The sequence below is a fragment of the Sphingobium sp. L-44 genome (assembly GCF_056859495.1).
The window spans coordinates 144,487-167,801 of the sequence record NZ_JBSXOQ010000078.1; the positions used below are offsets into that span (position 1 = coordinate 144,487).

Genomic DNA, 23,315 nt, shown 5'->3' on the forward strand with positions numbered 1-23,315 from the left:
CCTCATTTAGATGATTGGGGCGGACGAGAGCATCCGCCGCAGCGCCAGGCTGGCGACCAGCGCACCGAGCGCGCCGCCATAGGCAATCTTGATGGCCAGTGCGGCGCCCCAGCCGATCGGTGGCAGGCCGCCGGTCACGAGTGACAGCAGCCCGCCGAGCGCGGCGCCGGCCAGCGTAAAGCCAGCGGCCCGCAGCAGGATCGGACGCAAGGCGCCATCCACCCGTTTGCGCGCGATCAGCGCCGGGACCAGCGCGCTCATCAGTGCAACGGCAATGCTCTGCGGCACGAAATCCAGCGCCAGTCGATCCGGCGCCGCCCAGGCCAGCGGGCGCGGCTGGATGCCGAACAAGGCAAGGAAGAAGGCCAGGCTCAGCGCGCCATTGATGCCGACGCTGATCGCCGCCTCCCGCCGGATCGAGACCGCGCTGGTCATTGTCCCGCCTTCGTGAGCAGGCCGCGCATGTCCATCCAGCTCAGAAATTGCGGCAACAGGCCCATGGTCGTCGTGCCCGGCTTGCCCATGCCGAAGCCATGGTCGCCGCGCTCATAGGCGTGAAGTTCGACCGGCACATGCGCCCGGCGCCAGCTTTCGACCAGCGCATAAGAGGGATTGGGGAACAGGCTGTCGTCATTGGCGATCGCCGCGAACATCGGCGGCGCGTCGGCGGGGACATTGCGCGCCAGCATCGGGCCATAGACATAGCCGATGAAGGACGGGCGATCCGCGCCCTTGCCGTCCAGCGTGGCGTTCATGACGGTCATGGCGCCGGCGGAAAAGCCGATCATGCCGACCCTGCTCGGATCTACGCCCCATTTGCTTGAGTTTGCGCGGACCAGTTTGAGCGCGGCGAGCGCGTCCAGCGTGGCGCGCGGTTCGCTGATCGTTGGCGGGACGTTGGGATCGCGCAGCGAATCCGCCATGCGCTTGCCCATATAGGCGGATGCCTCGGCGGTGTCGGCGGGGGTCTGGTTCAGCCGATATTTGAGGACGAAGGCGGCGACGCCATGATCGGCCAGCCAGCGCGCGACATTCCAGCCCTCATGATCCATCGCCAGCAGCATGAAGGCGCCGCCGGGCGCGACGATCACCGCCGCGCCGGTCGCCTTGGCCGGATCGGGCAGGACCGGGGTGATGGTTGGCACGGTGACGTTGCGTACCGCCAGATCGTCGCCGAAGCGCACCCAATTCTCGGTCGAGCCCTTGGGCGCCTTCAGATCGGGATAGAGCGGGATGGCATCGGGTTCGGCCGGAGCCTGCGCCGGCACCGGCGTCGGCATCTGCGCGATGGCGGGCGAGGCCAGCAGCAGCGGCAGCAGGACAAGGCGCTTCATGGCGATCCTCCCCCGTCAGAGCGCGTTGCGGCGGGCGATCGCGCCATAGACGGCGGCGCTGGGCTTGGCCGTGCGGGCGAAGGTCACCGGATCGACGCTGTGCAGGCCGAATTTGGGCTTGTAGCCGAAGATCCACTCGAAATTGTCGAGCAGCGACCAGTGGCAATAGCCCAGCACCGGCACGCCATCGTCGATCGCGGCCTTGAGGCCTGCCAGCGCTTCGGGAATGAACTTCGCGCGAACCGCATCATCGTCGCTGCCCACGCCATGTTCGGACACCAGGATCGGCACGCCGGTCGCCTCATGGGCAAAGCGCACCGCGCCGCCGAGCGAGGGCGCCCAGACTTCGGTGCCGGACCAGTTGACGGCCGATCCCTTGGGCGCGGGCAGGCGGCCCTTGTCGCCCCACAGGGCGCGCTCATAATTCTGGACGCCGATGAAATCGTCGGCCTTCGCAATCTCCAGCCAGTTGCCGTAAAGCTGCTTGCGCATGGTATCGCGCACGGAGTGGGCGCCGACCGCCTGATCATCCATCAGCGCCAGCGAGAAGCCGACCGGCAGGTCGGAGCGCACTGCCTTGATCGCGGCCTTGCCCGCCTTGTGCGCGGCTTCGAGGCCGGTCTGGAGCGCGGGCAGATCGTCGAAGCCGGCGACATTGGCGCAGACATATTTGGGCACGCCCAGCCGCTTGGCCGCGGTTTCCAGCGTCAGTTTCTGGATGTCCCACACCTGCGGCGGCAGCATGGGCTTCAGGAGCAGCAGGATATTGGGTTCGTTGAGGGTGATGGCGCTGGCGATGCCCTGGCCCAGCGCGCGCATCGCCTTGTCGCAATAGCGGGCGAAAAGCTGCGCGCTTTCCGGGTTGGTCCAGCCGCCCTGCGCGCTGAACCAGCGCGGCGCGGTGAAATGGCTGAAGGTGACGATCGGCGCCAGGCCGCGCGTGTGGCAGCCGTCGATCACCGCCTTGTAATAATCCAGCATCGCCTGGGAGAAGAGGCCCTTTTCCGGCTCGATCCGTGCCCATTCGATGCCGAAGCGATAGGCGTTGAGGCCCATGGCCTTGACGAGGTCGAGGTCGGTTTCCCACAGGGCGAAACTGTTGCAGGCGTCGCCCGAAGGCTGGGCAAAGACGGTCGGCTGCTGGTTCTCCACGAACCACAGGTCGCTGGCGATATTATTGCCCTCCACCTGATGCGGCGCGGTGGCGGCGCCCCAGTAGAAGCCCTTGGGAAAATTGGGGTTGGCGCTCTTGCGCGCGGCAATGGCGGGGGCGGCCATCAGCGCGGCGCCGGTAGCCAGAAGGGTGCGGCGATCCAGCATGTTCCGTCTCTCCTATTATAATTGTCAGGCAGTGGTTTCGCGCACGAAGGCGCAGATTTCTTGCAACAGCCGCCGATCGGCGGTGCCCAGATGCATGGCCATGGAATAATGATTATGGCCCGATTGGATGAAGGCGCGCGGCATGGCGCCATGGCGCACCAGCCGGTCCTGCAACAGGCTCAGAAACTCGGCCTGGAAGCGGGGCGGGTCGAACTCGGCGCAGGCGATCAGCAGCGGCAGGTCGGTCGAAGCGATGGCTTCCAGCGGCATGCGCTCCGGGTAGAGCGAAGCCTCGCCATAATAGAGCATGTCGCGCGGATCGAGCGGGGTATAGCCGTAAAGACCCGACAGCAGCACGGCAGCGCGCACGGCGTCCGATCCGGCGAGTTTCAGATAGCCCGCGACATGGACGGCGCCGGCCGACGTGCCCATCAGGACGATGCGATCGGGGTCACCGCCATGCTCGGCGGCATGATCCTTGAGCCAGCCGACGACGGCCGCGACATCCTGTGCCCCGGCCGGCCAGCCATGGTCGGGGGCAAGGCGATAATTGATGACGACGCCCAGGAAGCCGGCCTCAGCCGCCATCCGGCCGACATTGGCATTGGGCCAGGCGTCGGCGCTGCCCTTGTCGCCTTTCAGGAAACCGCCGCCATGGACGAAGACCAGAATGGGCGCGGGGGCATCGCCCTTGGGGGCATAGAGGTCGAGCCGGTGGCGGGCGTCCGGGCCATAGGCGATGTCGGCCTGCGTCACCGGCACCGCCGCCGCCAGCGCCGCCTGCTCGGCATCGAACAGCGCCCGGCACTGGCCGAGTATGTCCGGTCCCAGATCGGTGCCCAGTGCGGCGATGGCGTCCCTGATCGGCTTCATATGTCCCCTCTGGCCAGAAGGATTAGGAAAAAAGACGGGACGCCACCAGCGGCGCCCCGCCTCAGGAGGATCAGAATTTCGCGTCCAGACTGATGCCGATCTGGCGGAAGGACTGCGGCCCATAGATGGCTCCGATATTCTGCTCGCCCTGGTCGGTGGTGTAGGGGAAGTCGCTCTGCATCAGCGAAGGCTCATGCACGTTGAACAGGTTGCGACCGAAGATCGCGACGCTGTAGCGATCGTCATCGGTGCGCAGGCCGATGCGGCCGCCGACCAGCCAGTGCGAACGGAAGGTGGTTTCGTCGTTCGAATTGGCTTCGTAGCGCACCTTCGACTTCCACACCGTGTCCGCCGCCAGGAAGCCCTTCAGCCGGCTCGTGACCGGCGCTTCATATTCGCCCGACAGGGTGAACTTGTATTTGGGCGCATAGGCGAGCTGGCTGCCGCCGATATTGGTGCCATCGGTGCCGATGAAGCCGCCCGGATAGGTCGCCTTGGCATAGATGAAGCCGGTGTTGAGTGACAGGCCGTCGAAGACCTTGCCGAAGAAGTTGATTTCCGCGCCGCGCGACTTCACGCCGTTGATGTTGGTCTGGACGCAGGAAATAACCGCCGTGCTGTCCACCGTGCACTGCTGCGCCTGGAAATTCTTGATCTTGCTGTAGAAGACGTTGAGGTCCGCGACCCAGCCGCCGAACAATGTGCTCTTGAGGCCCAGTTCATAGGCGGTCGGGATTTCCGGCTGCACGACGAAGGGCTTGGCCGGGGCCGAGGGGATGGCGATCTGCCCGCCCTTGAACCCGCGCGAGGCGGTCGCATAGACCATGGTGTCGTTGGCCAGGTCATATTGCGCGCCCAGGCGCCAGGAGAATTTCTCGACGTCCAGCACGGTCCGGCTGAAAGGATCGGCCGGGGTGAAATAGTCGTAGCGGTCCATCGACAGGCGGTCGGTGGTGTAGCGACCGCCGGCGATCAGGCGCAGTGCGGGCGACAGGTGGAAGGTGCCCTGGCCGAATACGGCGAGCGATTCATCCTGAATGTCGATGTCGGCGCCAGGGTTGCGCACGATCGGGATGACGAGGCCGGGGAAGGGCACCACCGACACGGCCAGCGTTTCGGGATCGCGGGTCTGCTTCTGGTTCGAATAGAAGACGCCGGCGGTATATTCCAGGAACTGGTCGGCAGGCGAGCTGACCCGCAATTCCTGGGTGAAGAGGCTCAGGCGGCGGTTGGTCGGGCCATTGGCGACCTGCAATTCCAGCGGATCGCCGCGGAACACGTTGGTCGCCGCGCCATAGCCGGTCTCGTTCGACTTGCGATAGGCGGTGATGGAGGTGAGGGTGAAGGGATCGGCCTCATAATCGACCTGCAGCGATCCGCCATAATTTTCGGTATGGCCGACATAGCTGTCATCGCTGCAATAGTCGCGATTGCCTTCGCCCGGCGTCACGCCGCAGCTGGCAAGCCGGGCGGTGATACCGGTGGTGTCGGCCAGCAGGCCGCCCAGCGCCGTGCCCGGACCGCTGGTCTTGACGAAGGTGAAGAAGTCGCCGCCATTCTCGATCCGGCTCTTGGTATAGTCGCCGATGACATTGACGGTCAGGCGATCGGTCGGCTCCCACAGGAAGCGGCCGCGAATGCCGTAGCGATCGGTATCATTATAGTCGCCGGTGCTGGCGTTGCGGTTCGGCCCCTGGCGGAAATTGGCGACGCCCGACAGGCGGATCGCGGCGTTGGTGGCCAGCGGGATGTTGACCATGCCCTGCACGATCTGGTTACCGAACTTCGACCCCAGCGTGCCGGCGTCGGACAATTCGGTGCGGACGCGAGCGGCAAAGCCGGTCGGATCAGGCGCATTGGTGGTGATGTTGATGACGCCGGCCGATGTGGTGAGGCCGAACAGCGTGCCCTGTGGTCCCTTGAGCACTTCGATCCGGCTGACGTCGAACAGGTCGGAGATATTGGCGTTGCCCTGGCTCACCTGGTCGACGACCACGCCGACCGAGGCGACCGCGCCGGCCGAGAAGGTCTGGGTGCCGATGCCGCGGATCGACCCGCCGCCGCCGGTATTCTGGCCCGGCGCCTGCTGGATCTCCAGGCTCGGCGCGATGCGGTTGAGGTCGTTCATCGTGTTGACCTGCTGCCGCTCCAGTTGGGCGGCATTGGCCACGGTGATGGAGATCGGCACTTCGGTCACCTTCTCCGCCTTGCGCTGGGCGGTGACGATGATGTCGGAATTGTCCGCCGGCTGGGCAGCCTGTTCGGGCGCCGGCGCGTCCTGTGCGAAGGCCGGCGCGGCGATCGCGATGGCGCTCGCGCTGGCGAGGGCTGCAATGGTGATGTGGATGTTACGCATGGTCTGTCCTCCCCCGGTATGCGGGTTGATGATTGTTATTGTTCGTCGATGATGCGGTTGCTGAGCGTGCCGATGGTGCCGATGGTCACTTCGACCTTGTCGCCGGCCTTCATGTAGAGCGGCGGGGTGCGCTTATCGCCGACGCCGCCGGGCGTGCCGGTGGCGATCACGTCGCCGGGGCTCAAGGGCGTGAAGGCGGTGACATATTCGATGACCGTGGGAATATCCCAGATCATGTCGCTGACCGGCTGGTCCTGCACCAGTTCGCCATTGAGGCGGGTCTGGACGCGCAGCGCGACCAGATCGTCAATCTCATCGGGCGTCACCAGCGCCGGGCCGAAGCCACCGGTGCCGGGAAAGGTCTTGCCCGGCGTGAACTGGATATTGTGACGCTGCCAGTCGCGCGCGCTGCCATCGTTGAAGGCGGCGTAGCCGGCGACATAGTCCCAGGCATCGGCGGCCGCGACCTTGTGCGCGGGCTTGCCGATCACCAGCGCCAGTTCGCCTTCATAGTCGAAGCGCTCGGTCACGGCCGGCTTCACCATCGGCTGGCCGTCGGCGATCAGGCTGTCGGCATAGCGCACGAAGATCGCCGGATGCGCCTTCTGCTCGCGGCCGGTTTCCTTGACATGCTCGGCATAGTTGAGGCCGACGCACAGGATCTTGGCGGGATCGGGGATCACCGGCAGCAGCACGACATCGGCGGCGGCATAGGATGCGCCGTCGGCCAGGCCCGACAGGCTGCCGTCGGTCAGCGCGGCCTTCAGGCTCGGCGCCGCATCGGTCGCCAGCTCGACGATCGTCTCGCCCTCGATCCGGCCGAAGCTGGGGGTGCCGTCGGGACGGCGGAAACTGACATAGCGCATCAGGCTTGTTCCTCGTTGATCAGGTCTAGCGGCCGGGCATCCCAGTCGCGGCGATGGCGGAATTTTTCCTCGGCGGCGCGCAGGCCGGCGAAATCCTTGTCGGACATGCCCCACTGGTCGATCCGGCCCTCGGGCCAGGTCCAATCTTCCGGCGCGCCGGGCTGATAATCCTCGGCCACCTTTTCCACGGCGGTCGAAAATTCGATGACCGGGCCAAAGGGGGCGATGAAATAGGCAAAGACATTGGCGCCCGGACCATGGCGGCCCGGCCCCCAGGCGGGCACCATGCCATGGTCGCGCAACCGGCCGATGCCGCGCATCACCGCGTCCATGTCCGCCATTTCGAAGGCGATATGGTTGAGCGAGGGGAAGCCGGCGCGGGCGAAGGCGGTCGAATGGTGCGAGTCATTGCAGCGCACGAACACCATGCCCTTGGTCCGGTCCGAGACGCGAAAGCCCAGCGCCTGCTCGACCAGATGGCCGGTTGCCTCCGCGTCGGCGCTGTTGAAGACGACATGGGTCAGCTTGACCGGCAGGTCGGTGCCCGCGATCGGCGCGACCTCCTCGGCATCGACCAGGAAGCGCAGCAATTCGCCCTCGGCCAGTTCGACGATGATGCCATGGCCGCCGCCCGGATCGGTCGAGACGGTCGGCGTCGCCGGCAGGCCGGCGGCGGTGACGCTGCGCTTCAACTGCTCCAGCCGCTCGGCGGTGCAGACGAAGGTGGTGGAGCGCACATAGGCGTCCGCCGACTCCGCCAGCGCGACCAGATAGGGATAGCTGCCCGACCCGCGCAGATAATGGGTTTCGCCTTCTTGCGCTGCCGGGGCCATGCCCCAGATGTCGGTCAGGAAGGCAGCGGCCTCACCCGCATGGGGCAGCGCCAGTTCGATGCTGCGCAGCTTCATTTTCTGTCTCCGTGGAAAAGTCCGGCGGCATCAATGCCGGCGATGGCGCAGGCCTCGTCGCATTCGCCGGTGTCGCCGCTGATGCCGACCGCGCCGATCAGCGCGCCGGCCGCATCACGGATCAGCACGCCGCCCGGCGAGAAGGCGAGTTGGCCGGTGGCGGCGGCGATGCTCTGGAAAAAGACAGGGTTGGACGCGGCGCGGGTGGCCAGCACCCGCGTATCCGCGCCCATCCCCAGCGCACCCGAGGCTTTGGCCTTCGCGATGTCGAAACGGAACAGGCTGGCGCCATCTTCGCGGGCAAAGGCGACCGGATGGGCGCCGGCGTCGAGTATGATGACGGCCAGCGGCTGGGCGCCATCGGCGCGCGCCTTGGCAAGCGCGGCGTCGATGATGGCGCGGGCCTGCGCAAGCGAGAGGGTCATGCGGCGATCTCCTGCCGGGCGGTGCCGGCGATCAGCGCGTCGCGCCGGGCGATCAGTTCTGCGGGCGCGCCAGTGCCGAAGACATAATGATCGGGGCGTACCAGCACCGCCTCGGCGCCGCGTGCATCGAGCCAGTCGGCGACATGGCCATCATCGCCCAGGTCCGCCACATCGACGACGGTCACGTCGCCGCCGACAACCGGCTGGCGGGTGAACAGGCGCCAGCCATCGCCGGTCACATCGTCCAGCAGCCGGTCGCCGACGCGCGGCTGGATGAAGCGTTCGCCCGCGCCCGGCGTGCCGGTGGCGATGATGCCGGTGGCGATGGCGGGGATCAGGTCGGCGGCGGTGCCGCTCTGGGCGCCCTTGGCGGCTTCGCGCAACTGATGGTCGCGTGCGGCGGCGGCGTCGGGGTCGAGCACGCAGATATAGCGGCCCGCGCCCACGGCGGCGGAGATGACGGCGCGGACATGGGGATCGCGCTCTGGCTGATAGCTGTCGAGCAGCGTTTCGGGCGCCTTGCCCGCCAGCACCAGCTCCAGCTTCCACGCCAGGTTCGCGGCATCGCGCAGGCCATGGCACATGCCCTGGCCGAAAAAGGGCGGCGTCTGGTGCGCGGCATCGCCGGCCAGGAAGACGCCGCCCTGCCGCCACCGCTCGGCGATCAGTCCATGGAAACGATAGGTGGCGGCGCGCACCACTTGGTGCGGCACGCCGTCGAGATAGGGGGCGACTAGCGCAGCCACGGCTTGCGGCTGCATCATCGCCTGGTCGTCTTCACCGGGCAGCAGCATGAATTCCCAGCGGCGGTGATTGCCGCGCCCCGGCACGATGGTGGCCGGGCGTTTGGGATCGCACATCATCACCGACAATTTCTGCAGGTCGGCGGCGTCCGGCACGCCCCACAGGTCGGGGAAGCGGACCGGGCCATCGACCTCGGCATCGACCACCAGCCAGGGTTCCTCGAAGTCCAGATCATCCAGGCCGATGTCGAGCGCCTTGCGCACCGCGCTGCGGGCGCCGTCGCAGGCGATGACATAGCGGGCGCGGACCTGTTCCTCGCCGGCGTCCGACCGCAGCGTCAGCGTGACGCCGTCAGCGTCCTGCGCCAGCGCCTCGAACGCGGTGCCCAGCGACAGCTCGACATTGGGATAGACGTCCAGCGCATCGCGCAGATGGTCTTCCAGTTCGGGCTGGTAGAAGAAATAGTCGTTGGACCAGCTATAGGGGCGGGGGCGGCCGACCGTGCCCATGTAGCGGATCACGCCATGATCGGCGCCGACATGCAGATGGCCTTCGGTATCGCGCATGTCCGGGGCGACCCGGTCGATGACGCCGGCCGACTGGAACAGGCGCATCATCTCATGGTCCAGATGGACCGCGCGGGGCAGCGGATAGGGATTGGCCTCGCGCTCGATCACCAGGACCGAGACGCCCGCTTTTCCAAGTAAATTGGCCGCAAAGGCCCCCACCGGCCCGCAGCCGATGATCGCAACGTCGAACATGAAAGCGTCTTTCCGGTCAGACCGTCAGGGGCTCGGGCACGGGGGATTTGTGCATCCGCCCGCCCAGCATGATCATCTTGATATTGGCCGCATCCTGCAGCAGGCGGACGTCCTTGGTCGGATCGCCCTCGACCAGCAGCAGGTCAGCGAGATAGCCCGGCTTCACCTGGCCTACGGGCTGGTCCATCAGCTCGCCGCCCAGCATGGTGGCGGCATGCAGCGCCTCGGCCGGGGTGAAGCCATAATAAGTGACGAAATGCTCCAGGTCGCGGGCATTGCGGCCATGGGGGTTGAAGGGGAAGCCATAGTCGCCGCCGGGCAGGACGCGCACGCCGCGCGCCTTCAATTTGGGCACCAGCGTCTTTTCCAGTTCCAGCCGCTCGGCCGCGCTCGCCTTCATCGACGCCATATTGATATGGGGCGGCGGGTTGGCCTCCAGCGCGGCGACCGATACGCCGGGGCCGGGGGCGTAGAAGATGGCGTCCTTCTTCGCCGCCATGGCGTCGACCGCCGCGTCATCGGCGAAGGAGCAATGATAGAGGATGCGGGCGCCGGCTTCGAGCGCCAGGTTGATGGCGCGCGGGCTATAGGCATGGGTGGCGATCCACAGGCCCGCTTCCTTCGCCGCCTCGCCGGCCGCGATCATTTCCGCGTCGGTGTAGAGAATGTCCTGCGACGATCCGGGCTTGAGCGCATCCTCGCCCGAAATCACCAGCTTGAGCGACTTGACGCCCTCCGCCGCGCAATAGGCGACGAAGGCGCACATCGCTTCGGGCCCCCGCCCGTTGAACACATCGCCGGTTTCGACCCCTTCCTCCCCTTCCGGGCTGCGCTCCAGTGTGGAGGGCACCAGGCGCGGACCGGGGGTTTCGCCGGCCGCGATGGCGCGGGCCAGTTCCGGCTCGATCCGGTCGCCCAGCGCGCCGGCCGAATAGAGGCTGGTATAGCCATGGTCGAGCAGCACGCGGGCATTGCGCCAGGCGGCGACCTTCAGCTCCTCGGGCGGCAGGATGAACTGATGATAGATTTTCTCGACCGAACTGCCCCAGGTCAGATGGGTATGGGCGTCAACCATGCCGGGCATCAGCGTCGCGCCCTGGCCGTCGATCACCATGTCGGCCTGCGCCGCATCGATCGCGGCTTCGTCGCGCAGAATGGCGGCGATGCGATCGCCCTCGATCATGACCGCGCCGGGGAAGGGCACACTGCCAGTCCCGTCGAAAATCGCAATATTGCGGATCAGCTGCCGCACGAGGGCTCTCCCTTGGTCTCTTGTTGAATGCCCTTATGCGCCGAATTTATACGCAAGAATAATAATGATTTTTGGGAACGTCATAGCTTGGAGCTATGGATCATGATGTCCAGCAACGCCTCGCCCAGCCGCGACAGGCGCGCGTCCTTCAGCTTGCGGATGCCGATGCTGCGCTGGAAGGTTGCTTCGCGAATGGCGATCGCGCGCAGCACGCCGATCGACAGTTCGGCCGCCGCCACCTTCATCGGCAGGATGGTCAGCCGGCTGCTGTTCCGCACCATCGCCTTGGTCGTCAGCAGGGAGTCGCATCGGATCACATCCTGCGGCACCGGCACGCCCGCCGCCATGAACAGCGCGTCGATCTGCCGGCGAAAGGCGCCCCGCGCCTCCGGCAGCACCCAGCGCTTGGCCATCATGTCGCGCAGCGACACCTCGGCCGGCAGATGGTCATTGCGGCGCCCGACCACCAGCGCGAACGGATCCTGCGCGAAGGTGATTTCCTCGATCCCCTCGGGCGGTTCCTCCAGCCCCGTGGTGACGAAGGCCAGTTCGGTCTCGCCCCGGTGCAGCATGTCGGCCAGGTCATGGTCGGGCCGTTCCACCGCATGCAGCGCGAAATGGCCCATCTTGTCCTCCAGCCGTCGCACCGCGTCGGGCAGCAGGCTGACCAGCGCACCCGGCGTGCCGCCGACGCGGAGCGGGCCGGTCACGCCTGCGCGCGCCAGTCGCAATTCCTCCTCCGCGCCGCTGATCAGGCTGTCGACCGCCTCCGCCCGGCGCAGCAGCACTTCGCCCTCCGGCGTCAGGCTGATGCCGCTGCGCGACCGGGCGAACAGGGCCGCGCCGACCGACTGTTCCAGTTGCGCGATCGCATTGGACACGGATGGCTGGGAGATGTTGAGCAGCCGCGCCCCGCCGCTGATCGAGTTGGCACGGCAGACGGCGAGGAAGGTGCGAAGCGCGCGGGGATCGATCATCGGCCTAGATAGCCCGACCATCGCCGCGCACAACAAGACAATCTAGCCGTCGGTGCCGCTCGCCTCCCGCACCAGGGCGATCAGGGCGGCAGGACTGCTGGCGCCGGTCTTGGCGACGATCGCGGCGCGATGATCCTCGATCGTCTTGGGGCTCAGCGACAGGGCGGCGGCGACCATCTTGTTGCTCATCCCCTGGGCCAGGCAGTGCAGCACCTCGCGCTCGCGCGGGGTCAGCGGCGCCAGCCGGGCCAGCGCCCCGCGCCGCTGCCGGCTCCAGCGCGCGCCCTCCGCCACGGCGGCCAGCAGCCGGCCCTCGTCGATCGGCTTTTCCAGATAGTCGAGCCCGCCATAGCGGCGCACCGAATCCACCGCGCTGCTGGTGGTCGGCCAGGCGGTCATGAAGATGATCGCCACCGCCGGATCCTGCGCCCGCATCCGCTCGGCAAAGGCAAAGCCGTCCATGTCCGCCATCATCACGTCGGTGACCAGGCAATGGGCCGGCTCGTCGGCCTGGGCGCGCAGCATCGCGCGGGGCGTTTCGAACGCCTGGGTGCGATAGCCGTGCCGGCCCAGCAGCCGCGCCACCGCCCGGCCCAGATCAGGGTCGTCATCGACCACATGGATGATGGCGGGATCGGCCGGGTCAGTCATGGCTGGGCTCCGTGCGGGGCAGGGACAGGCTGGCGCGCGCGCGGCCCTGCGCGATGTCGCGGGTCAGCGTGCCGCCATGGGCGTCGGCGATGGCACGCGCCACCAGCAGGCCGATGCCCATGCCGCCATAATCGGGGGTGGGGGACGGGACCGGGTTGGCGACATGGATCGTCACCTGATCGGGCCGGCTTTCCACGGCGATCTCGATGGTCGATCCGGGCGCCGCCAGCATCGCGTTACGCAGCAGGTTGAGCAATATCTGGGTCAGTTCGATCTCATGCCCGGTGACCTGCAACCGTGCATCCATCGGCGGCAGGCTGATGGCGCAGCCCAGGCTGCGCGCCTCGCCGCCGACCATGCCGGCACAGTCGCGCAGCATCTGGCCGACGATGATCGGCGATGGTTCGTCGACCGAGCGCCCGCCAAAGCTGCGCAGCCGTCGCACCATGTCGGCCAGCAAAGCCGCCTTGCGATCGACCAGTTCGATGCTCTCGCGCATCTCGGCCGGGTCGGGCTGCGGATCGCGCGACAGGGCGGACAGATGCCGGGTCTCGATCGCCAGCGTCGACAGTGGCTGGCTGATCTCGTGGATGATCGCCACCGACATGGCGCGCAGTGTCTTCAGTCGTTCGGCCTGGAACAGGATGCGGTCGCGCCGGGCGATATCCTCGCGGGCGCGGATCTGCGCCTCGGCAAAGCTTCCGGCCAGATAGGTGGCGATCGCCATCGCGGCGAGGCCCATGTGCAGCGCGAAGCGGGTGGCGCTGGCCGACAATGGTGCCGACCAGGGCAGGATGATCGCGGCCGACAGGATGATCGCGATCCACGCGCCCAGCCGGCCGCAGCGCAGCCCCACCCAGATCGCGCCGATCAGCACCGGCGTGACCGCGATCTGGGGTTCGACCCGCGCCAGCCCCCAGGCGAGCAGCCAGGCAAAGACGAAGACGGCGGCCGCCTCGACCGCGCGCCCGCGCCCGATCTGCATCAGCCGCCGTGCCTCTTCATTGCGCGTGCCGATCCACAGCAGGGGCGGCGCGACCAGCAGCACGCCCAGCAGGTCGCCGACCAGGAAGGCGGCGATGGTGGTGGCGATCGGCTGGCTGGGCAGCGTGCCGGACACGCCGGGCCACAGCCATTCCCAGAAGCCGGCGGTGAAGGACACCAGCGTCGGCGCCAGCACCGCGGCCAGGCCGAAGGGCATCGGCGCGATCGCCAGTTCCGACCGGCTGCGCCGCTCGATGAAGCGCACCAGCGCGATCATCAGGCCATAGGCGGCGGGCGCGCGCGCCACCCCGCCCAGTTGGTTGAGAAATTCGGGACCGCCCCACATGATCGTGCCGGTCAGCAACTGGATCACGCATTCCTCGACGATCAGGACCGGCGTGAAGCGCGCGCCGATCCGCCACAGCAGCGCCAGCCGCACGCCGGCGGCGGGATACCAGAGGCTGAAGAAATGGGCGCCGCCCCACGGGCTGGCCGCCATATGCGCCAGCTTGAACGCGAAGGGATAGGCCAGCAGCAGCGCCACCAGCCGCCAGTCGATGGCGCGCGCCTCCAGGCGAAAAGGGCGCGGCCGGGCGCTCAGGGGGGACAGGGTGGCCATGGCCCTGTCCTAGCCCGGATCACCCGCCTGCCAAGCCGGGAAATTCCCTGCCGTTTCAATCTTATCCGGGAATTAACCGGATAGGCCGGGCGCTGTGGTGCGGCCATCACGGGGGCGACCGTTTGGGGGCAACGCCTTTCGGTTGCCGGGCGGCGCTTTGCGACCCGCGTCGCCCGGTCCCACAGACGCCGGCATCTTCCTGCCTGGCATGGATGGAGGACATCCCATGAGCGTGATCGGAACCAACAGCGCGGCGCTGCGCGCGCAGCGGGCGATCGAGGCAGCCACCAAGGCCCAGGGCCAGGCAAGCGAGAAATTGTCGACCGGCAAGCGGATCAATTCGGCCAAGGATGATGCGGCCGGCATGGCGATCGCCCAGACCATGACGAGCCAGCTGCGCGGCATGGAAGTAGCCAAGCGCAACGCCGCCGACGCCATATCGCTGACCCAGACGGCCGAAGGCATATTGGGCGAGGTTCAGAACAGCCTGCAGCGCATGCGCGAATTGACGCTGCAGGCGGCCAATGGCGTCAACCGGCCGGAGGATCGCGCCGCGCTCCAGACCGAAATGGACCAGACCGTCGCCCAGATCAACGCGTTGCTGCAGAATAGCGAGTTCAACGGCGTGAACCTGTTTTCGAACACGGCGCAAGGGACGGCGGCCCGCGACTATAATGCGGATGGTGACTTCCTCGATTATGGCCAAGATGAAATCTATCACAGCGCCGGCAGCACCGTCATCAATGTCCAGGCGGGCGCCAATGCGACGGACAATGTCGCCATCACCCTGCCGACCCTGCGCAGCAACAGCGACGATTTCACCCTGCTGGGCACCGACCTTGCGGTGAACGGCACGATGCGCTTCGTAGGGATCAGCAATATCGATCTGACGCTCGACTATGATGTCGGTGTGGCCGCCGTCCATCGCACCAATGATCTGGGCAGCACCGGCTGGATGGACCCGGAAGGCTATGTCGCCTTCACCGATTCCGACTATAAATCCTACGCCCAGATTGGCGTGACCGCGCAACAGGGGCTGGCGGTGATCGACGCGGCGCTGGCGCAGATATCGACCGCCCGCGTCAATCTGGGCGCGGCGCAGAGCCGGCTGGAATCCATCTCCAGCCAGCTCGACACCAATATCGTCAACCTCACCGACGCTCGCTCGCGGATCGAGGATGCGGACTTCTCCACCGAATCCACCGCCCTCGCCAAGAGCCAGATCCTGTCGCAGGCGGCAACGGCGATGCTGGCCCAGGCCAATGCCCGGCAACAGGATGTGCTGAAACTGCTCGAATGATCTGCGCGGCCCGGCTAGGACCGCTGCGGACATTCAGCGGGAGAGGCGGAGATGATGAAGCGGGCCATGGCCCTTTGCCTGCTGCTGGGCAGCGCAGCGGCGGCACAGGCGGGCGATCCGCCCCGGTTCGATGTCGCGATCACGGTCGATGATCTGCCCGCCCATGGCCAGTTGCCGCCCGGCACCACCCGCGCCGATATCGCCCGCCGCTTCCTGGCGACCTTGAAGGCGCATCATGTCACGGAGGCCTATGGTTTCGTCAATGCGCGTGGGCTGGCGGAGGATCCGGCGTCGGACGCGGTGCTGACGCTCTGGCGTCAGGCGGGCTATCCGCTCGCCAACCACAGCTACAGCCATTTGAATCTCGACGGGGCGCCCTCGCTCGACGCCTGGCAGGCGGATGTGATCGCGGGCGAGCCGGCGCTGGAACGGCATATGGGGAAGGGGGACTGGCACTGGCTGCGCTTCCCCAACCTGTCGAGTGGCAAGGATACGACCCGCCATGACGGCGCCGCCGCCTTCCTGAAACAGCGCGGCTATCGCATCGCCAGCGTCAGCTTCGCTTTCGAGGACTGGGATTATAGCGACGCCTATGCCCGCTGCCGCGCGCAGGGCGACGATCGCATGATCGCGGCGATGAAGCGTCACTATCTGGCTGTCGTCGATCAGGCGATCGCGCGGGCAAAGGCCAATGCCCAGCGCGTCCATGGCCGCCCGATCCCGCATGTGCTGCTGCTCCATGTCGGCGCCTGGACCGCCGACACCCTGCCCGATGTCATGGCCCGGCTCGACGCCGCCGGCGGGCGCTATATTCCGCTGGCACAGGCGGAGGCCGACCCGGCCTATGCCCAGGCCGAAGCCCTGCCGGGCGGCGGCGGCATCATCGAACGGGTGGCGCAGGCGCAGGGCATCGCTCTCCCCGCCGATAGCGCGCCTGCACCCGGAATCGACCTGCGCCAGGCCTGCCGCACGCCCGGCTGAGGCGACTTCACCTTGCATTCAGCGCGCGACCGATAGAATGGCGCGCAATATGATCATGGGTAAAAGCCGGCATGGCCGCGCGCTGACAATCTTCCTGCCTTTCCTGGTCCTGACCGCGGGTGCGACATCCGCGGCGCAGGCGACGACCTATTATGTCAACAGCGCCACCGGCAATGATCGCGCTGCCGGCACCACCGCCGACCAGCCCTGGCGCAGCCTGGCGCGGGTGCGCGACTATCCGCTGATGCCGGGCGATCAGGTGCTGCTGATGGCCGGATCGCGCTGGCAGGAACCGCTCACCATCACCCGCTCGGGCCGCTCCGGCGCGCCGATCAGCGTCGCCGCCTTCGGCGCCGGCGCACGGCCGCGCATCGACGCCGGCGGCGTCTCGCCCCATGGCGTGGGCGTCATCAACGCCGAATATGTCAGCGTCAGCGGGCTGGAAGTCACCAACGACAATCCCGCCCCGGCCCAGCGTTTCGGCGTGCTGGTCTCGGCGGTCGACCGGGGCGTGACGCGCGGTATCCGCATCAGCGACATGTATATCCACGACGTGCGCGGCGTGAATGATCGCAAGGATAATGGCGGCATCGTCTTCAGCGCGACCGGCAAGAAGCTGCCGACCCGCTTTCAGGATCTGGTGATCGAACGCAATATCGTCTGGAAGGTCGACCGGTCCGGCATCGCCGGCATTGCCGACCGGATCAGCGCCAAGGACTGGTTCCCGAGCGAAAAGATCGTGATCCGCGACAATCTGGTCGAGGATATTGGCGGCGATGGCATCGTCCCGCGCGGCACCGACGGCGCCCTGATCGAACATAATATCGTGCGCTATGCCGGCGCCAGAGCACCCGGCTATAATGCCGGCATCTGGCAGTGGAGCACCGACAACAGCCTGATCCAGCTCAACGAGGCCGCCTTTACCCGCACCCGCTATGACGGGCAGGGCTTCGACAGCGACTTCAATTCGCGCCGCACGACATTGCTCTACAATTACAGCCACGACAATGCCGGCGGCTTCCTGCTGATCTGTTCGCCCGGCCGCAACGACAAGGATAATCTGGGCAATCGCGGCACCGTCGCGCGCTACAATGTCAGCCGCAACGACGCGCTGCGCATCTTCCAGCTCGCCGGCAATGTCTCCGACGTGCTGGTGGAAAAGAATGTGATCCATGTCGGCAAGGGCATGGATGTGCAGATGGTGGTGGCGACCAACTGGGACGGCTGGGCACAGGATGTCCGCATCGTCGAAAATGACTTCAAGGTCGCCGGCACCGCCCGTTATGGCAGCGAGAGCGGTCGGTCCGGTCCCGATTACCTCATCAAGGCAGGCTTCGCCCCGGCCCAATTTATCCGCTTCCGCGACAATCGCTACTGGGGCAGCCATGTCGACCTGCCGGCCGAGGCGGCGGGTGACGTGATCCCGCCCTATCTCGATCAGCCCGCCGACTGGCAGGTGCCGGTGTTCGACCCGGCCAGGGCAGAGGGCTTCCCCGAATTCATGGTCCGGCACCGCGCCTGGATGTTGGCCATTCTGCAACGCGAACTGGGCCAGCCGGTGCAGCCGCGCCAGCCGCGCCGCATCTCCATCTTCGAAGCGCGCCGCTGACCGGCGGCGCGGGCGGCATGCACCGCCCGCGCCCGGCCATCACCCGCCCGTCACAGGGTGAGCGAGATGCGCCCATCCACCTTGCCGGCGCGCAGTTCGTCCAGCACGGCGTTCACATCATCGAACGGCCGGGGCGTGACATGCGCCTTCACCTTGCCCTCGACCGCGAAGGCGATCGCTTCGGCCAGGTCGCGCCGGGTGCCGACGATCGACCCGCGCACGGTCACGCGCTTGAGCACCACGTCGAAGATCGGCGTCGGGAAATCGCCCGGCGGCAGGCCGACCAGGCTTACGGTCGCGCGCCGGCGGGTGCAGGCGATCGCCTGGGCAAAGGCGGGGGGCGACACCGCCGTCACCAGCACGCCATGGGCGCCGCCGCCGGTCGCATTCTGCACTTCCGCCACGACATTGTCGGCCCGCGCATCCAGCGCCAGGTCGGCGCCCAGCGACCGGGCCAGCTCCAGCTTGCTCTCGCCAATGTCCAGCGCCACGACATGCAGGCCCATCGCCTTGGCATATTGCACGGCGACATGACCCAGCCCGCCGACGCCGGAAATGGTCACCCATTCACCCGGCTTCGCCTCGGTTTCCTTCAGCCCCTTGTAGACGGTGACGCCCGCGCACAGGATCGGCGCCATCGTCACGAAGTCGACACTGTCGGGCAGGCGGCCGGCAAAGGGCGCGCTGGCGATCGCATATTCGGCATAGGTGCCGTTGACGCTGTAGCCGGTATTATGCTGCCGCTCGCACAGCGTTTCCCAGCCAGTCTCGCAATATTCGCAGGCGCGGCAGGCATCATGCAGCCAGGGGATGCCGACGGCGTCGCCTTCCTTCAGGTCGGTGACACCTGCGCCCAGTGCCACCACATGGCCCACGCCCTCATGGCCGGGGATCAGCGGCAGGGTCGGCTTCACTGGCCAGTCGCCATCGATTGCGTGCAGATCGGTATGGCACACGCCACTGGCGGCGATCTTCACCAGCACCTCGCCGGGCCCCGGCTCGGGTATCGCTATCTCCTCGATCGTCAGCGGCGCCTTGAACGTCCGGGCAATCGCGGCTCGCATGGTCGTCGGCATGATTTCCTCCTTCTTCTGCGGCTGTGGGACTGTGGATAATGGCGGTCAGATATCCTCGAACCAGGCGAGCCGATGGGCGGCCAGCTTTTCGAGTTCCAATACGGCGAACATCGCCGCGCCCAGGCCGATGATCATCAGCCCGTCGGTCAGCGACAGCGGCCGGCTGTCGAAAATATCGTGCATGAACGGCGCATAGGTGAAGAGCAGCTGGGCGATCACCACCACCACGATCGCCGCCAGCACGATCGGCGTGCCCATCGCACCGCGCAGCGTCAGCGATCGCATGTGCAGGAAGCGCACATTGAACAGATAGAATATCTCGCCCACGATCAGCATGTTGACCACCATGGTCCGGGCAGTGTCGATGTCGTGGCCGACATGCTGGGCATAGAAGAATATCCCCAGCGCCATCGCCCCCATCAGCACCGATACCAGCATGATGCGCCACAGCAGGAAGGGGGAAAGCAGCGGTGCGCCGGCGGCACGCGGCCGCCGTTCCATCGTTCCCGGCTCGGTCGGCTCGAACGCCAACACCAAGCCCAGCGTCACCGTCAGCACCAGGTTGATCCACAATATCTGCGTCGCCGTCATCGGCAGGGCAAAGCCGGCGATGATCGCGATCACCACCGCCAGCGTCTCGCCGCCATTGGTCGGCAGCGTCCAGCTGATGACCTTGCGGATATTGTCATAGACGGTGCGCCCTTCGCGCACGGCCGCCACGATCGACGCGAAATTATCGTCCAGCAGCACCATCTCGGCCGCCTCCTTGGCGGCCTCCGTGCCCTTGATCCCCATCGCCGTGCCGACATCGGCCTGCTTCAGCGAAGGCGCGTCGTTGACGCCGTCGCCGGTCATGGCGACGACCAGCCCGTGCGACTGGAGCGCGCGGACGATGCGCAGCTTGTGCTCGGGGGAGGAGCGGGCGAACACGTCGACATCGCGCACCCGCGCCGCCAGCGCAGCATCGTCCAGCGCCTCGACCTCGGCGCCGCTCATCGCCTGGGGATCATCGTCCAGCGCCAGTTGCCGGGCGATGGCGATCGCCGTGCCGACATGGTCGCCGGTGATCATCTTGACCGCGATGCCGGCCGACCGGCACTGGGCGATCGCCTGGCGTGCCTCGTCGCGTGGCGGATCGATGAAGCCCATCAGCCCCAGCAGCTCGACCCCGTTCTTCAGATCGTCGAAGCCGATCCGGTCGGGCGCCCCTGTGATCCGCTTGACGGCAAAGCCTAGCAGGCGTTCGCCCCGGCCGGCGGCGGCCGACAGCCGCGCGTCCCAGGCGACGGCATCCGCGCCGGTCATTGCCAGCAGCGCTTCGGGCGCACCCTTGATGAAGATGGCGCTGCTGCCATCGGGCGCGCGATGCAGCGTCGCCATGAAGCGATAGGCGGCGTCGAACGGGATTTCGTCGATCCGCGGCCACTCGTCGCGCACATGGTCGGCGCTCAGCCCCGCCTTCATCGCCAGCGCGACAAGTGCCCCCTCCATCGGGTCGCCCTGCACGGTCCAGCCGTCATCCCCGTGGCGCAGCAAAGCGTCATTGCACAGCAGGCCGCAGCGCAGGATTGGCGCGGCGTCGGCTAGTGCCTGGGCGTCATCCTCTCCCTGCGCAACCGTGATGGCGCCCGGCGGCGCATAGCCCGATCCGCTGACATGCAGGTCGCCGCCGGGCAGCAGCAGGTGGCGCACGGTCATCTCGTTGCGCGTCAGCGTGCCGGTCTTGTCGGTGCAGATCACCGATGTGGCACCCAGCGTCTCGACCGCCGGCAGGCGCCGGATCACCGCCTGGCGCGCGGCCATGCGCTGCACGCCGATCGCCAGCGTGATGGTGATGACGGCCGGCAGCCCCTCCGGCACGACGCCGACCGACAGCGCGACGATGGCGATCAGCGCATCGATCCAGTGGAAGCCGCGCGCCAGCACCGCGAACAGGAACAGGACGACCGCGCCGGCCAGCACCGACCAGGTCATCAGCCGGGCGAAATCGTCGATCTGCCGCACCAGCGGCGTCTTGCCGACCTCGACCGCCTTCAGCATGCCGCTGATCCGGCCGATCTGGGTATGGCTGCCGGTTTCGACCACCAGCCCGGTCGCCTGGCCGGCGGCCACCAGCGTGCCGGAAAAGGCCATGTTGCTCTGGTCGGCGATGCCGGCGTCGGCGGCGATCAGCGTCTGATGCTTTTCCGCCGCGACCGATTCGCCGGTCAGCGCCGCCTCGTCGATCAGCAGGCCGCGGGCGCGCAGCAGCCGGATATCGGCCGGCACCCGGTCGCCCGCTTCCAGCAGCACGATGTCACCGGGCACCAGATCGGGCACCGCCACCACACGCCGTTCGCCGCTGCGCAGCACCATGGCATGCGGCGCGATCATGTCCTGGATCGCGCCCAGCGCTTCCTCGGCCTTGCCCTCCTGGATGAAACCGACGACCGCATTCACCAGCACCACGGCCAGGATCACGGCAGCATCGATGCCGTGGTTCAGTAGTAGCGCGATCAGCGCCGCACCCAGCAGGAAATAGATCAGCACGCTGTTGAAATGCGCCAGGAATCGCAGCAGCGGATGCTGGCGCGGCGCTTCGGGCAGGGCATTGGGGCCATAGCGCCGCAGCCGGGCTTCGGCGTCGCGCTGGTCCAGCCCGGTCGCTTCGACGGACAGCGTTGCCAGCGCCTCTTCGGGCGGCAGCGCATGCCAGGCAACGGGCGGGGCAGAGGACATGGGCTTCCCTTTCAGTCGCGTCGAGCGGCCGGGGGCAAGCCACCCGGCGGTCAGCGCACCAGCGCGAAGCCGATCCGCAATCTTGTTATGGAACGATTATAGTCCAATAGGTTCTCGCCATATCCGGCAAATCCCTGAGCGAACAAATAGAGATCGGGGCCGCCGCCCAGCAGACGCGGCAGCGGATAGGACAGGTCGGCGTTGATCGCGCCCTTGCCCGATCCGAAATTGAACCGGCTGTTGGTCGACAGGCGCAGCCCGTCATCATCGCCGACCTGCAGGAACAGGCCGGCATGGCCGCGATAGCGGACGATATCGGGATTGTCGGACTTGTCGCCGACATAGAAGGTCAGGCGCGGCGCCACCAGCAGCCGCCGCTCCTCGCCCAGCGAGAAGGCCGCCATCGGCGCGACATAGAAGCTGTTGATGCTGCGCGACGCATCGCCGTCCCGGCCGTTGGATTCGTGCCGAAGCCCGCCCTGCAGCGCCAGCGACATGCCGTTTTTCAGCATCCGGGTCGGCGTCACATAGATGATCTCTGGCTGATAATCGATGTTGCGGAAGGGCATGGAATTGGCACCCAGATCCCAGAACATGCGCTGGGTATAGGCGAAATGCAGGCCGTCCCGCCAGGAACTGGGCAAATGCGCGGCATCACGCGATCCGAACAACCGATATTCGAAGCTCAACTGCAACCGGGCATCGGTATTGGTGCCGGGGCCATAGACTGCGTAGATCGGCTCATAGGGCGCCAGATTGCCGATGAAGGCATTGCCCGCGCTCCGATCGGCCGGCGGCGCGACCGGCGGCGGCACCGGGGTTCCGGGTGGCGGCGGCGGCGGTGGAACAGGCACCGGCGAAGCGGCCGCCATCCGCGCGGCAGCCGCGCCATGCAGCGCCACCTGCGGCGAATTCCAGGCCGGGATCGACAGCAACGCGCCCTCGGCCATGTCGCTCGCGGCCAGTTGATAGCGCGCCTGGGCAAAGCCGCCCGGCACAATCTCCAGCGTCTCCGGCACGCCCGGCGCCCGGCGCAGCCACAGCCGGCGCGCCGCGCCATCCTGTTCCACCAGCGCCTCCACCCGGTCGGGCAGCGGCATGGCGGCGGGTGCCGTGCCCATGTTGAGGAAGCGCAGTTCCACGCTCGCCATATTCTGGTCATCGGGCAGGGCGATCCGCCCTATCAGGGTTTCTACGGGTTCCCCGGCCAGGGCGCTTGTCGCAAAAGAAGGCGACAGGACAGCCAGCAGCCATGCCAGGCTCGACCAGGGGGCGGGCAAGTGTCGTGGTTGCGCGCGGCGGTTGCGGATCATCCTGCGTCCCTTGTCGCGTTGCGCCCCTCGCAACGGCGCGAGCGGTCAGGTCAGGTGCGATTGACGATACTGGTTGTGGTAGATAAACACAAATATATTAAAGGCATAAGTTATTAGTGAGTCCTTGTGATGTTCTGAAGCATCATGTCTCACAAAATCGAGAATAGATGAAGTCGGTCGATGCTATATCGATTGAATAGGGGTCCATGTTGCTCGAAAAGGGGTGCTTGGTGTCGCTTGGCAATTCC

The 23,315-nt window shown here is 67.0% G+C and carries 19 protein-coding genes; 3 read left to right on the plus strand and 16 right to left on the minus strand.

The annotated features are described in order from the left end of the window. Positions 1 to 6: 6 nt before the first annotated feature. The 13 genes from AC13EK_RS08770 to AC13EK_RS08830 all read right to left on the minus strand — a co-directional run bounded on the left by AC13EK_RS08770 (position 7) and on the right by AC13EK_RS08830 (position 14,070). Positions 7 to 435, minus strand: a complete 429-nt coding sequence (locus AC13EK_RS08770; protein WP_069335430.1) for a hypothetical protein — start codon at positions 433 to 435, stop codon at positions 7 to 9. Then, positions 432 to 1,334, minus strand: a complete 903-nt coding sequence (locus AC13EK_RS08775; protein WP_069335431.1) for an alpha/beta hydrolase — start codon at positions 1,332 to 1,334, stop codon at positions 432 to 434. The genes AC13EK_RS08770 and AC13EK_RS08775 overlap by 4 nt, the downstream gene beginning before the upstream one ends. A gap of 15 nt (positions 1,335 to 1,349) precedes the next feature. After that, positions 1,350 to 2,654, minus strand: a complete 1,305-nt coding sequence (locus tag AC13EK_RS08780) for a family 1 glycosylhydrolase (protein ID WP_069335432.1) — start codon at positions 2,652 to 2,654, stop codon at positions 1,350 to 1,352. 24 nt (positions 2,655 to 2,678) lie between these two features. Then, positions 2,679 to 3,527 (minus strand): alpha/beta hydrolase, encoded by an 849-nt coding sequence (locus AC13EK_RS08785; protein ID WP_069335433.1) that lies wholly within the window; start codon positions 3,525 to 3,527, stop codon positions 2,679 to 2,681. Positions 3,528 to 3,597: 70 nt separating this feature from the next. Next, a complete protein-coding gene (locus AC13EK_RS08790) occupies positions 3,598 to 5,883 on the minus strand; it encodes a TonB-dependent receptor (RefSeq protein WP_069335434.1) in 2,286 nt (761 codons plus the stop codon). Positions 5,884 to 5,918: 35 nt separating this feature from the next. Then, positions 5,919 to 6,749, minus strand: coding sequence for a fumarylacetoacetate hydrolase family protein (locus AC13EK_RS08795; RefSeq protein ID WP_069335435.1), 831 nt, complete (start codon positions 6,747 to 6,749; stop codon positions 5,919 to 5,921). Then, a complete protein-coding gene (locus AC13EK_RS08800) occupies positions 6,749 to 7,657 on the minus strand; it encodes a VOC family protein (protein ID WP_069335436.1) in 909 nt (302 codons plus the stop codon). Before AC13EK_RS08800 ends, AC13EK_RS08795 begins: the two co-directional genes overlap by 1 nt. Beyond that, positions 7,654 to 8,082 carry a GlcG/HbpS family heme-binding protein gene (locus tag AC13EK_RS08805; RefSeq protein WP_069335437.1) on the minus strand — a complete coding sequence of 143 codons (429 nt, stop codon included), beginning with the start codon at positions 8,080 to 8,082 and terminating at the stop codon, positions 7,654 to 7,656. Before AC13EK_RS08805 ends, AC13EK_RS08800 begins: the two co-directional genes overlap by 4 nt. Then, the gene (locus tag AC13EK_RS08810) at positions 8,079 to 9,587 is read right to left on the minus strand and encodes a bifunctional 3-(3-hydroxy-phenyl)propionate/3-hydroxycinnamic acid hydroxylase (protein ID WP_069335438.1); all 1,509 of its coding nucleotides are present in this window, start codon (positions 9,585 to 9,587) and stop codon (positions 8,079 to 8,081) included. Before AC13EK_RS08810 ends, AC13EK_RS08805 begins: the two co-directional genes overlap by 4 nt. A gap of 16 nt (positions 9,588 to 9,603) precedes the next feature. Then, a complete protein-coding gene (locus tag AC13EK_RS08815; RefSeq protein WP_069335439.1) occupies positions 9,604 to 10,839 on the minus strand; it encodes an amidohydrolase family protein in 1,236 nt (411 codons plus the stop codon). A gap of 80 nt (positions 10,840 to 10,919) precedes the next feature. Next, on the minus strand, positions 10,920 to 11,816 hold the full coding sequence (locus AC13EK_RS08820; RefSeq protein WP_483022162.1) for a LysR family transcriptional regulator: 897 nt from the start codon (positions 11,814 to 11,816) through the stop codon (positions 10,920 to 10,922). A 42-nt stretch (positions 11,817 to 11,858) separates the two neighbouring features. After that, a complete protein-coding gene (locus AC13EK_RS08825; RefSeq protein ID WP_069335440.1) occupies positions 11,859 to 12,467 on the minus strand; it encodes a response regulator transcription factor in 609 nt (202 codons plus the stop codon). Continuing rightward, positions 12,460 to 14,070 carry a sensor histidine kinase gene (locus AC13EK_RS08830; protein ID WP_069335441.1) on the minus strand — a complete coding sequence of 537 codons (1,611 nt, stop codon included), beginning with the start codon at positions 14,068 to 14,070 and terminating at the stop codon, positions 12,460 to 12,462. The genes AC13EK_RS08825 and AC13EK_RS08830 overlap by 8 nt, the downstream gene beginning before the upstream one ends. A 226-nt stretch (positions 14,071 to 14,296) precedes the next feature. Between AC13EK_RS08830 and AC13EK_RS08835 the strand changes: the two genes are divergently transcribed. Genes AC13EK_RS08835 through AC13EK_RS08845 form a run of 3 tightly spaced genes read left to right on the plus strand, consistent with a single transcriptional unit; the run spans position 14,297 to position 17,960 of the window. Then, the gene (locus tag AC13EK_RS08835) at positions 14,297 to 15,370 is read left to right on the plus strand and encodes a flagellin N-terminal helical domain-containing protein (RefSeq protein WP_069335442.1); all 1,074 of its coding nucleotides are present in this window, start codon (positions 14,297 to 14,299) and stop codon (positions 15,368 to 15,370) included. A gap of 51 nt (positions 15,371 to 15,421) precedes the next feature. Next, a complete protein-coding gene (locus AC13EK_RS08840) occupies positions 15,422 to 16,351 on the plus strand; it encodes a polysaccharide deacetylase family protein (protein ID WP_069335443.1) in 930 nt (309 codons plus the stop codon). 55 nt (positions 16,352 to 16,406) lie between these two features. After that, entirely contained in the window at positions 16,407 to 17,960 is a 1,554-nt protein-coding gene (locus AC13EK_RS08845; RefSeq protein ID WP_483022163.1) for a right-handed parallel beta-helix repeat-containing protein, read from the plus strand. 50 nt (positions 17,961 to 18,010) lie between these two features. Here the strand turns inward: AC13EK_RS08845 and AC13EK_RS08850 are convergent, their stop codons facing one another. The 3 genes from AC13EK_RS08850 to AC13EK_RS08860 are packed head-to-tail and all read right to left on the minus strand — an operon-like array spanning position 18,011 to position 23,067. Continuing rightward, positions 18,011 to 19,036, minus strand: coding sequence for a zinc-dependent alcohol dehydrogenase (locus AC13EK_RS08850; RefSeq protein WP_069335445.1), 1,026 nt, complete (start codon positions 19,034 to 19,036; stop codon positions 18,011 to 18,013). A 45-nt stretch (positions 19,037 to 19,081) separates the two neighbouring features. Then, positions 19,082 to 21,754, minus strand: coding sequence for an HAD-IC family P-type ATPase (locus tag AC13EK_RS08855; protein WP_069335446.1), 2,673 nt, complete (start codon positions 21,752 to 21,754; stop codon positions 19,082 to 19,084). Positions 21,755 to 21,804: 50 nt separating this feature from the next. Then, entirely contained in the window at positions 21,805 to 23,067 is a 1,263-nt protein-coding gene (locus tag AC13EK_RS08860; RefSeq protein WP_277788330.1) for a phospholipase A, read from the minus strand. Positions 23,068 to 23,315 lie beyond the last annotated feature (248 nt).